Here is an 11,644-nt window from a genome sequence, read left to right on the forward strand (position 1 = left end):
ATGCTAAAGTCAGCACCGCTGCAGCTCGACGGGGGACACGCCAGATTGCGTGAACGACGCAGTAATCCATCACTGCAGCCTCCGCCGTACAGCGCAGGCCGCACCATGCAAGGACGCTGCTTTCGCGCCAAGGGGAAGGCATGGCCAAGTTGCTGAAGTCTTTGTTGCAGGGCGGTGTAGTCCTGCTGGTGTTGTTGGCCTGCCACGCGCCGGCCGCGCAGGCGCAGACGCCTGATTTCACCAACTGTCACACCGACGCCATTGGTGCCGATGGTTCGGTCTGGTGTGCGTCCATGGAAGAGGCCGAAACCGCGGCCAGAAACGCCGCATACAACAGGAATACTCACTGGAATGAGCCTGGCTATGAGCTCCCGCCTACGCGTGAGCCGGTGTGCCATCAAGTGGCTGCTTACGATGCTTGGGGCCTGGTGGATTGCATCTACCGGGATATGTTCGGCAATCACGATCTATGGCGCAAATATCCGCTTGTAGCTTGCAGCCCGGCCGGCAGCGAAGACCCTAACAGCGGACGTTGCGGTCTCCCCAAATGCGACAATAACTGCCTTCCTGCCGGCGGTAACGGCAGTAACCCCATTGATAGCGCCACCGGCAACAAGCGCCAGGTCGAAACCGACTACATCGGCTCCGGCAGCTTCCCGCTGCATCTGGAGCGCACCTACAACAGCAGCCGTACCCTGTTCGACAACATGCCGGTGCCGCTGGGTGTTGGGTGGACGCACACGTACATGGCACGGCTCCAGGCCATTAGCGATGGTATTGTGATCCATCGAATCCGCGCCTATCGCCCCAATGGGGCCATCCAGAGCTTCGTCTGCAACGGTGGTACCTGCACTGGCGATCCGGACATGCCGGAACGGCTGGTCGCCGTCATCAGTGGCAATACCCTGCTTTCGGCCCGCTATACCCGCGCCGACGATTCCGTGGAAACCTATGACGGCGAGGGCAAGCTGATCTCGATTACGCGACGGGACGGCGCGACGCAAACGCTGTCCTATGCAACCGCCACCGGCACATCACCCTACGTGCAAACCGTCACTGACCCCGAGGGGCGGCGTTTGGTGTTTGCTTACGATGGCAATCTATTGACCAGCGTCACCGATTCCGCCGGGCATGTCATCCGCTACGCCCATCTAAATGACGATCTGGTGAGCGTGACCTATGCCAGCGGCGAGGCGGAGCAAGCGACCCGGACCTACCACTACAACGAAGCCGGGCAGACCGACGGCATCTCGATGCCGCATCTACTCACCGGGATCACCGACGAAAGCGGCCAGCGCGCTGCCAGTTGGGGCTATGACCGCCGTCGCCGCAGTGTGCTCAGCGTGCATGGGGCCTATGCCGACGGCACCATCGACCGCACCACGCTGGCATTCAATAGCGACGGCACCAGCACGATTACCGACAGCCTAGGCCGAACGCGCACTTACACCTTCACTGTGCAGTATCACGTTCCCCGCTTTGCCGGGTTCGATGCTGCCTGTTCCAGCTGCGCCAATACCACCCAGCATCGGAATTACGACAACAATGGCATGCCGGATGTCAGTACCGATTTTGCGGGCAACCAGACCGATCAGAACTTCAACGCCCGCCTGCTGGAAACCCGCCGCGTCGAAGCCGGCAACAGCCCGCAGGCTCGGCGCACGGTTGAAACCGACTGGCACCCCAGCCTGCGCCTGCCCACCCAGCGCCGCACTTTTGATGCCAGCAATACCCGCATCGCCCAAACCGACTGGACCTACAACGCCCGTGGCCAAGTCCTGACGACCACCCAGACCGATCCCGCCACCGGCGCCACCCGCATCACCACGAACATTTGGTGCGAACAACCCGACGTGGATGCCAGCATTTGCCCCCGTATCGGTTTGCTGCTGTCCGTCGATGGCCCCCGCACCGACATCGCCGATATCACCGCCTATACCTACTATCCTGACGATGATCCTGCCTGCGCAACCGAACCCACCACCTGCCCCCACCGCAAGGGTGACCTGTGGAAGGTGACGAACGCGCTGGGCCACGTCACCGAGATACTGGCCTACGATGGCGCAGGCCGCTCGCTGTCGGTGAAGGACGCTAACGGCGTCATCACCGATTTCCGCTACGACGCACGCGGCCACATGACCCTGCGCAGGGTGCGCAGCCCGGAGGCAGAATCCCGCATCACCCGCATCACCTACTGGCCCACCGGGCTGGTGAAGCACATCACCCAGCCGGATGGCAGTTACACCGTCTATCACTACGATGTAGCCCAACGCCTCACGGGGATCGACGACAGCGCCGGCAACCGCATCCGTTACGCACTGGACAACGCCGGCAATCGCATCAAGGAAGACACCCGCGACCCCAATGGTGCGCTGGCCCGGCAGTTGTCGCGGGTGTATAACGATCTGGGCCGGTTGCAATCGCAGGCCGATGCCTACGGCCATACAACGGTTTACGCCTACGATGCCAACGGCAACGCCACGTCCACCACCGACGCCCTCGGCCGCCAGACTGCCAACGCCTACGATCCATTGAACCGGCTGGTTGCCACCTTGCAGGACGTGGGCGGCATCGAAGCGCAGACGCAGTTCACCTACGATGCACAGGACAACCTGACCCGTGTCACCGACCCGAAGGGCCTGCACACGGACTACACCTACAACGGCCTGGGTGACCTGCTGCAATTGAGCAGCCCAGACACCGGCATCACCCAATACGCGTACGACAGCGCCGGCAACCGCATTAGCCAGACCGATGCACGCGGCAAGACGCAGACCTACAGCTACGACGCACTGAACCGGCTCACCCAGATCACCGGCCCCACCCGCAAGTACTTCTACGACAGCGCCAACGCCAGTGTCTGCCCGGTTGGTGAGCGGTTCAACAAGGGGCGCCTGTCCGGCTTCAACGATCCCAGCGGCAGCACCCGCCTCTGCTACAACCGCTTCGGCGACCTGACGCGCAAAGTACAGACCACCAATGGCAAGACTTTCGTGACAGCTTATGGTCATGACAGCGCAGGCCGCCTTGCCACCCTCACCTACCCCGATGGCGCAGTGCTGGATGCCGTGTACGACGCCAACGGCCAGGTGCTGGAACTGGGCGTTACCCCGACCGGCGGCGTACGGCAGGCCGTCATCTCCGGCATCACCTACGCCCCCTTCGGGCCGGCCACCGGCTGGCAGTACGGCAATGGACGCATTCTGCTGCGCAATCTCAATCGCAACTATCAGCCGGACGTGATCTGGGATGCCGACGCCGGCGGCTTGTCGCTGCGCTACCGCTTCGATGCAGCGGGCAACCTGACCATCCTCCAGCAGGCCGCCCAGAACATCACGCTGGCCCGATACGGCTACGACAGCCTGAACCGGTTGACGCAGGTGATGGACGGCCCAACCGGTACGCCGATCGAAACCTACGCCTTTGATGCCACCGGCAACCGTACGTCCTTGACCAATGCCGGCAGCACCACTGCCTATAGCTACCCCATCGACAGCCACCGCTTGCGCAGCGTGGGCGGAATCAGCCGCACCTACGATGCCGCCGGCAATACCACAAAGATCGGCGGCAGCGCCCGCCAGTTCGGCTATGATGCCAGCGGACGCATGACGCAAGTAAAGGCGGGCAATACGGTGCTGCGGCAGTACCAATACAACGCCAAAGGTGAGCAAACCCGCAGCTACCGCGGCGCAGAGAATGCGTATTTTGTGTACGACGAAGCCGGGCACCTGCTGGGCGAATATGACAGCAACGGCAGCCCGACGCAGCAAATTCTGTGGTTTGGCGATCTGCCGGTGGGTGTGCTGCAAGGCTCAGGCGCAAGCCAGCAACTGCACTATGTCGAGCCGGATCATCTCGGTACGCCAAGGGTCATCATCGACGGCACCCGCAACGTGGCGATCTGGGAATGGAAGCTGACGGGCGAGGCGTTCGGGGCGACGCCGCCGAATGAAGACCCGGATCAGGATGGCGCAAGATTCACCTTTGATCTGCGGTTCCCGGGGCAGCGGTACGATGCCGCCACCGGGCTGAATTACAACTACTTCCGCGATTACGACCCGGCCACTGGGCGCTACGTGGAGAGCGATCCGATTGGGTTGGATGGAGGGATATCTACTTACAGCTATGTCAGCGGGCAGCCATTGGATTCATTTGATAGAAATGGACTGGTTCAGTTTGTTGGGTTCAATAAGGTTGAGCGCCAGAAGATTGAAAAAGCCTTCCATGATGCTGTGACGACAATTAGGTCTTGTGCTGGGTGTACTGATTGCGGAGCGAATGGCGAAAGGAAGGCCTACTGCTTGACGGAGGCCGATAAGTGGAGCCTCATTGCATTGATGGAAGATGCTATTTACATAAAGGGGGATCCGACCACCTACAAAGGTGAAAACATTGACGATGTCGGGGCTCGCCACATAGGTGGAAATTCCCATATTATCGGGCCGGCAGCTTTCTCGGGAGGATTCTGCGGGTTGCCGGCAATTCTTGTGCATGAGGTGCTGCATTTTCAGTTTCCCGGCATGGAGAATTATCACTACAAGCAGTATTTTGTTGAATCAACTTGCTTTAAGTGCAAGAGGTGGAGATGAGTACTGGATATGTCGTCTTTTTTGCGTGCTTATTTTTCTGTGGTTGCCACCAAGGGGTGATCGCTCAGAGTGAAGCTGTTTCGCATGGGGGGCAGGAGTGGACTGATTTTCGTCGCGACGATCTGCGGGAATTGCTTTCCAATTTTAGCGGAAAGGAGTCTGAATCTGAGGCGACTGTTGTCCTTGGAACTCCGGATAAGGTTGAAACCTCTGGCTCAATAAGAGATGTTTATTGGATTGCGGCAAGTAGGCGAGGTGGTTCCCCGCGGGATGGTGTTGTGCCAACTTTCCATGTGTCTTATTTGATTGTAAAAATGAGTTTCTCTCCAAATGTGAATGGTTGCGAGATTCGTTTGGTTGAGTATATAGGTTCTGATCCGGCTCCTGATCCATTCTTGGTGATGCCAGTTGTTTCGGAGGTTAAGTCATGTTCCTATTTCATGGAAAACCAAGGACACCTGAAAACCAAGTGAGCTGCTCCCCTACAGCCGCACCAGGGATTCCTGAGTAAAGTCCGTCAACCAGAGAGGACGGACATGCGCAAGAGTCGCTCGATGCCGCCGGCAATACCACAAAGATCGGCGGCAGCGCCCGCCAGTTCGGCTATGATGCCAGCGGACGCATGACGCAAGTAAAGGCGGGCAATACGGTGCTGCGGCAGTACCAATACAACGCCAAAGGTGAGCAAACCCGCAGCTACCGCGGCGCAGAGAATGCGTATTTTGTGTACGACGAAGCCGGGCACCTGCTGGGCGAATATGACAGCAACGGCAGCCCGACGCAGCAAATTCTGTGGTTTGGCGATCTGCCGGTGGGTGTGCTGCAAGGCTCAGGCGCAAGCCAGCAGTTGCACTACATCGAGCCGGACCACCTCGGCACCCCGCGCGTCATCATCGACGGCCAGCGCAACGTGGCGATCTGGGAGTGGAAGCTGACTGGTGAGGCATTCGGGGCGTCTCCGCCGAACCAGGATCCAGATGGGGATGGCGTCAATTTCGCATTCGATCTGCGGTTCCCGGGCCAACGATACGATCAAGCCACGGGGTTGAATTACAACTACTTCCGCGACGGCTACGAGCCGGGAACAGGTCGCTACACGCAGAGTGATCCGGTTGGGTTGGGTGGCGGGCCAAGCACCTACGCGTATTCAAGGAACATGCCGACAGGTGCTTTCGATCCGAAAGGATTAACGGCTGTCAGATTGCCGCCCTACGGACCTGGGCAACAACTACCGTATGGGACGGTCTATTGTGACGATGGCGTCGCCACACCCTTCATTAATTGGGATCGATGGCCGTCTTATGATCAGAAGTGCATCGGCGATTGTTTGCTTGTGCATGAGCAAAGTCATGCGAGAGACGCAACACGATCAAACCCCGGGGTCTGCCGTTACTGGGGCTGGGTGCCTTTCATATATCCCAAAGGCATCATTGGCTTTGATAGGCAAGAACGTCTCGCGAGTGAGTTCAGAGCATACGCGGCTGAGCTACGTTGTTTGGCGGCGAAATTGGCCAAAGATGGGGCATGTACAGGCGACATGTGCCAGAAAGTGATCAAGGGTCGAATTGACGACATTGTCAACACAATTTTGCCAACCGTTTACAACGGGACATATCCGAATGGACTATCTGGCTCTGAATAGTTTTTGGCGTTGCGCGGTTGTCTTTCTTCTCGCGGCAGCGGTTGTGGGTTGCTCTTCCACAACGGTTCGTTGCGGTGGGCGAGTTTATCCAGAGAAAGCTAGCGCGGATGCGTTGAGTGTGGTCAAGAAGACTGAAGTGGACTCCAAGGAATTTTGTGCGGAGTCAGGCGGAGGCTGTGACTTTACTGTTGCCAAGACAAAGCAAGGATGGTCGGTGGCGGCAACTCGAACTTTTGCAGTAGATGGGAAATGTGCCAGCAGGATTGGCGACGAGAAAATTTATATTTATGACGAGTCTGGTGTTTTGGTCCGCGCTATAGATGGAATGTAACTAAGAGGCTGGAGTTCACTGCCCGATCGCATAACGCCCAAGGCCCGCATCGCTGCGGGCCTTGTCGTTTGTGAGGCTTCTTCTTTTAGCCGCTGACGCGTTTGGGGAAAAGGGGCCAGAGTAAATTTCCGTTTGAATCGCTAATTCACTCTGGCCCCTATTGAGGCCGAAGGGCACTTCTTTATGGGGGCTAAGCAAATGCAACAACAAGTTCCTTCAACGAAAAAGGGCCAGAGTAAATATCCATTTGAATGAACGTCCGCTGCGCCAGATTTTCGTCATCATCACCCGCTCACGACGCTGTCTGTCCGATGGAAGAGCGCTTCAACAAGGGGCGGCTGTCCGGGTTCAACGACCCCAGTGGCAGCACCCGCTACTGCTACAACCGCTTCGGCGACCTGATGCGCAAAGTGCAGACCACCAACGGCAAGACCTTCGTGACAGCTTACGGCCATGACAGTGCAGGCCGCCTTGCCACCCTCACCTACCCCGATGGCGCAGTGCTGGATGCCGTGTACGACGCCAACGGCCAGGTGCTGGAACTAGGCGTTACCCCGACCGGCGGCGTGCGTCAGGCTGTCATCTCCGGCATCACCTATGCTCCCTTCGGGCCGGCCACCGGCTGGCAGTACGGCAACGGCCGCATCCTGCTGCGCAATCTCAATCGCAACTATCAGCCGGACGTGATCTGGGATGCCGACGCCGGCGGCCTGTCGCTGCGCTACGGCTTTGATGCAGCGGGCAACCTGACCGCCCTCCAACAGGCCACCCAGAACATCCCCCTGGCCCGATACGGCTACGACGGTTTGAACCGTCTCACCCAGGTGATGGACGGCCCCACCGGCACCCCGATCGAGACCTACGCCTACGACGCCACCGGCAACCGCACAGCCTTGACCAATGCCGGCAACACCACGGCCTACAGCTACCCCAGCGACAGCCACCGCTTGAGCCGCGTGGGCGGCATCAACCGCACCTACGATGCCGCCGGCAATACCACAACGATCGGCGGCAGCGCCCGCCAGTTCGGCTATGATGCCAGCGGGCGCATGACGCAGGCAAAGGCGGGCAATACCGTGCTGCGGCAGTACCAATACAACGCCAAGGGTGAGCAAACCCGCGCCTACCTCGACGCGGACAGCACCTATTTCGTCCATGACGAAGCCGGCCACCTGCTGGGCGAATATGACGCCAACGGCGCCCCAAAGCAGCAAATCCTCTGGTTCGGTGACCTGCCGGTGGGCGTGCTGCAGGGATCAGGCACAAGCCAGCGGCTGCATTACATCGAACCGGACCACCTCGGCACCCCGCGCGTCATCATCGACGGCCAGCGCAACGTGGCGATTTGGGAGTGGAAGCTGGCGGGCGAGGCGTTCGGGGCGACTCCGCCGAACCAGGATCCAGATGGGGATGGCGTCAATTTCGCTTTCGATCTGCGGTTACCGGGGCAGCGCTATGACAGCGCAACGGGGTTGAATTACAACTATTTCCGCGATTACGACCCAAGCACCGGGCGCTATGTGCAGAGCGATCCGATTGGGTTGAGAGCAGGGGTTTCGACATATGGCTATGTGGGAGTTGACCCCCTTCGCAAGATCGACCAAAAGGGCCTGATTGCTTTTGGCCCTACATGTGATGCGCAAATGCGGATATCAATACTTCGAGCGATTACAGAGCTATCGAACGAAATTTCCAGCAAAGCCGGCGCGGCGCTAAAAGGATGCGAAAAGGGAAACTGTGATTTCGCGCTAGCTCATGACGCCATAAGGAATGTTGCAACAATGACCTTCAGTTGCGACAACACCTTCCCTTGTGCGCAAACACTGGTGAATGGCGTCGCGTATTTCTACCCGCCGCTCTTGCAAGCCCCCAAGGCTTCTGAAATCCTTAATCCTGGCAAATGCGGATGCTTGAAGGGAGTGATTTTCCATGAGGCAACCCATCAGGCGCGTATGGATATGGGGGAGAACCAGGTTAGAAAGGAAACCTTGAGCTGTGTCTCTTGCGCGCAAAATGTCGATGAACAAGGTGGGCGACTATGAAGTGGCTTGATGTCATAGCTATTCTTCTCTTCATCTCTGCTGCTGGATGTGCTCAAGAAGAAGGGAAGGAGAATCCTTCTGTAGTTGCATCGGAAGTAGCAACGGTTCCTGTCTCGCCGCCGCCAGACGTCGGCGATGTCAATGTGTTCAATTCTTGTAAGGCTTTTCCGAGGAGGACGCTAACAAGCAAGGAGGCATGTCAGATCGAACATCTAAGAAAGACTTGTTCGCCTGCAGATGACTGCCTTGTCACATGCTTGAATAGTCCGGATGCGCTAAGGGTAGCAGGAGGATGCAATCACGTTTGCTTTTCTTATTTGCACAAAGATTCTTCGCTACCCAAGGAGTTTCCTGAGTGTTCGAAATAAAGTCGCAGCCACTCATCGAGCTCCTAACGCATAAGGCCTGCATTGCTGCGGGTCTTGTCGTTCGCGGGGACGCATGACGCAGGTAAAAACGGGAAATACCGTGCTGCGGCAGTACCAATACAACGCCAAGGGTGAGCAAACCCGCGCCTACCTCGACGCGTCTCGGGGGAGTAGTTCTCTGACTTTCTCATCGCTCGATCCTCTCAAAGGAAGGAGCCTCCGGGAAAGCCGGGGCGGTTCAACATCCAGCCTGGCAAGCCGCAGCAGAACGCTTACGTCGAACGCTACAACCGCACCGTGCGCTACGCTTGGCTTGCCCGGACGCTGTTCGACTCAATCGAGCAGGTGCAGGACAAAGCCACCCGCTGGCTATGGACTTACAACCATGAGCGCCCGAACATGGCGCTCGGCGGGATCACCCCGATGCAGAAATTGGCACTTTCCGCTTAGCTCCACTTTTGCTGTCCGCTAAAAGCGGGGGGATTACCCCATCTGCAACAGCTGACCTGCCCCCTCGAACTGTATCGTTCTGATCTGGTTCAAACATAGCAAGCCCATGCCCTCGCTGCTGATCGCCGACGACCACCCGCTGTTCCGCGCCGCGCTCAAGCAGGCGGCGCGCGAGGCGCTGGACGAGGTGGAGCTGTTCGAGGCCGGGACCCTGGAGGCGACGCTGGCGCTGCTGGAGGCGCAGCCGCAGGTGGACCTGTTGCTGCTGGACCTGCACATGCCGGGCAACCACGGGCTGGCCGGGCTGGCCGCGATCCGCGCGCAATTCCCGGGCGTGGCGGTGGTCGTGGTGTCGGCCAACGACGATCCGCGGGTGGTGCGGCGCGCGCTGGACCACGGCGCGGCCGGCTACCTGCCCAAGAGCGCCGGGCTGGACGAGCTGCGCGCGGCGATCACCGCGGTGCTGGCCTGCGAGACCTGGCTGCCGCCGGCGCTGCGCGCGAGCGTGGCGCACGCCCCGAGCACGCCGGAGGACGCCGCCCTCGCCGCGCGCCTGGCCAGCCTGTCGCCGCAGCAGTTCCGGGTGCTCAGCCTGGTCGCCGAGGGCCTGCTGAACAAGCAGATCGCCGACCGCCTCGGGGTGCAGGAGCGCACGGTGAAGGCGCACCTGACCGCGATCTTCGAGCGCCTGGGCGTGCGCAACCGCACCCAGGCCGGGGTGGTGCTGCGCGAACTGGCGCTGCCGGATCCGGCACGGCGGGTGACGGACTGAACCTGCGCCTCAGCTCGGGTTGTCGAGGGTGAACACCTCGGCTTCCTCGTCGTAGGCGAAGTACTCCGCGTAGCGTGCCCAGCTGATCACGGTGCGCAGGGTCTCGGCGGCATACTCCTCGGACATGCTGTCCTCCAGTTCGTCGCTGAAGCGGCTGCGCGGCGCGCGGTGGCTGGCGCGCTCGTCCAGCACGCGGCGGATGTGCGCGGCCAGCGGCACGTACAGCGCCAGGTGCTGGGCGAACAGCTGCTTGCGCGCGTCGGTGTCGGCTTCGACGAAGCGCATCCCCGCCGGGGTGAGCTGCAGGTCGCCGCCGGCCAGTTCGGCGAAGCGCAGCAGCTGCAGCGCCTCCGCCACCGGGAACAGCTCGTCCACCTCCAGCTGCAGGCCGGCCGCCAGCGGCGGCAGGTCGGCCCTGCCGTGGTAGGGCGCGGCCGCCACCGCCTCCATCAGGCCGGCCAGCAGGTTGCTGGAGACGTGCCGCAGCGGCATCGCGATCCCGCCGTGCGCGGCGGCGCCGCCCTCGCGCGCGGGCGGCTCGCTGCGCTGAGTCATGCGCGCGTAGATGTCCTCGACCAAGGCGCGGAACGCCGGATCGAGGCGGTTGCGCGGCTGCGGCAGCGCGACCTGCACCTCGCCGACCACCCGCCCCGGGTTGGAGCCGAAGATCACGATGCGGTCGCACATCAGCACCGCTTCCTCGATGTTGTGGGTGACCAGCAGGATCGACTCGATCGGCATCTTGCCTTCCGACCACAAATCGAGCAGGTCGGTGCGCAGGGTCTCGGCGGTGAGCACGTCCAGCGCGGAGAACGGCTCGTCCATCAGCAGCACGCGCGGATGCACGACCAGCGCGCGCGCCAGCCCGACCCGCTGGCGCATGCCGCCGGAGAGTTCCTTCGGATAGGCCGCCTCGTAGCCGTCCAGGCCGATCAGGTCGATCGCGGCGAGCGCGCGCCGGCGCCGCTCGGCCGCCGGCATCCCGCGCGCCTCCAGACCGACCTCGACGTTGCCGAGCACGGTCAGCCACGGGAACAGGGCGAAGCTCTGGAACACCAACGCGATGTCGGCACCGTCGGCCTGGCGCGGCGCGCCGGCGAACTCGATGCGCCCTGAGGTCGGCCGGATCAGGCCGGCGATCGCGCGCAGCAGGGTGGATTTGCCGGAGCCCGAGCGCCCCAGCAGGCCAACCACTTCACCGGCATTGAGGGTGAGATCCACCTGCTCGAGCACGGTCAGCGCAGCGCTGCCCTGCCCGTACACCTGCCCCACCCCGCGCACGCGCACCAGCGGCTGCCCGGCATTGGTCGTCTGCATCGTCGTCTCCTCCCTTGTATCTTTCAGCCCGCGGACCGGCTCGGGCAGCCCGAGCGGCCTCTGGGCCAGTGAATGAAGCCCGCGACTGAGCACTGGGTGCCTGTGCCGGACCGTCCTTTCTTGCAGCCCGAAC

The 11,644-nt window shown here is 60.9% G+C and carries 7 protein-coding genes and 1 pseudogene; 7 read left to right on the top strand and 1 reads right to left on the bottom strand.

The window, feature by feature from the left end; genetic code table 11:
* Positions 1-140 precede the first annotated feature (140 nt).
* The 7 genes and pseudogenes from ML340_RS10340 (at position 141) to ML340_RS10370 (ending at position 10,194) form a co-directional block, all read left to right on the top strand.
* On the top strand, positions 141-4,589 hold the full coding sequence (locus ML340_RS10340) for an RHS repeat-associated core domain-containing protein (protein ID WP_240099341.1): 4,449 nt from the start codon (positions 141-143) through the stop codon (positions 4,587-4,589).
* Entirely contained in the window at positions 4,586-5,062 is a 477-nt protein-coding gene (locus tag ML340_RS10345; RefSeq protein WP_240099342.1) for a hypothetical protein, read from the top strand. Before ML340_RS10340 ends, ML340_RS10345 begins: the two co-directional genes overlap by 4 nt.
* A 149-nt stretch (positions 5,063-5,211) precedes the next feature.
* A complete protein-coding gene (locus tag ML340_RS10350; RefSeq protein ID WP_425608313.1) occupies positions 5,212-6,231 on the top strand; it encodes an RHS repeat domain-containing protein in 1,020 nt (339 codons plus the stop codon).
* Complete coding sequence (locus ML340_RS10355; RefSeq protein ID WP_240099344.1) at positions 6,209-6,562, top strand: hypothetical protein; 354 nt, start codon at positions 6,209-6,211, stop codon at positions 6,560-6,562. The genes ML340_RS10350 and ML340_RS10355 overlap by 23 nt, the downstream gene beginning before the upstream one ends.
* A gap of 311 nt (positions 6,563-6,873) precedes the next feature.
* Entirely contained in the window at positions 6,874-8,604 is a 1,731-nt protein-coding gene (locus tag ML340_RS10360; protein ID WP_240099346.1) for an RHS repeat domain-containing protein, read from the top strand.
* Positions 8,605-9,215: 611 nt separating this feature from the next.
* Positions 9,216-9,422, top strand: a pseudogene (locus tag ML340_RS10365) (integrase core domain-containing protein); the annotation flags it as partial.
* Between the two features lie 106 nt (positions 9,423-9,528).
* The gene (locus tag ML340_RS10370; RefSeq protein ID WP_240099348.1) at positions 9,529-10,194 is read left to right on the top strand and encodes a response regulator transcription factor; all 666 of its coding nucleotides are present in this window, start codon (positions 9,529-9,531) and stop codon (positions 10,192-10,194) included.
* Positions 10,195-10,203: 9 nt separating this feature from the next.
* Here the strand turns inward: ML340_RS10370 and ML340_RS10375 are convergent, their stop codons facing one another.
* The gene (locus ML340_RS10375) at positions 10,204-11,511 is read right to left on the bottom strand and encodes an ABC transporter ATP-binding protein (protein ID WP_240099350.1); all 1,308 of its coding nucleotides are present in this window, start codon (positions 11,509-11,511) and stop codon (positions 10,204-10,206) included.
* Between the last annotated feature and the right edge of the window lie 133 nt (positions 11,512-11,644).

Source organism: Thermomonas flagellata, assembly GCF_022419185.1.
GTDB lineage: Bacteria > Pseudomonadota > Gammaproteobacteria > Xanthomonadales > Xanthomonadaceae > Thermomonas > Thermomonas flagellata.

What these genes read in the sequence shown, in the direction of transcription:
- ML340_RS10340 (WP_240099341.1), top strand. Translation starts at nt 141, where the DNA reads ATGGCCAAGTTGCTGAAGTCTTTGTTGCAGGGCGGTGTAGTCCTGCTG.
- ML340_RS10345 (WP_240099342.1), top strand. Translation starts at nt 4,586, where the DNA reads ATGAGTACTGGATATGTCGTCTTTTTTGCGTGCTTATTTTTCTGTGGT.
- ML340_RS10350 (WP_425608313.1), top strand. Translation starts at nt 5,212, where the DNA reads ATGACGCAAGTAAAGGCGGGCAATACGGTGCTGCGGCAGTACCAATAC.
- ML340_RS10355 (WP_240099344.1), top strand. Translation starts at nt 6,209, where the DNA reads ATGGACTATCTGGCTCTGAATAGTTTTTGGCGTTGCGCGGTTGTCTTT.
- ML340_RS10360 (WP_240099346.1), top strand. Translation starts at nt 6,874, where the DNA reads ATGGAAGAGCGCTTCAACAAGGGGCGGCTGTCCGGGTTCAACGACCCC.
- ML340_RS10370 (WP_240099348.1), top strand. Translation starts at nt 9,529, where the DNA reads ATGCCCTCGCTGCTGATCGCCGACGACCACCCGCTGTTCCGCGCCGCG.
- ML340_RS10375 (WP_240099350.1), bottom strand. Translation starts at nt 11,511, where the DNA reads ATGCAGACGACCAATGCCGGGCAGCCGCTGGTGCGCGTGCGCGGGGTG.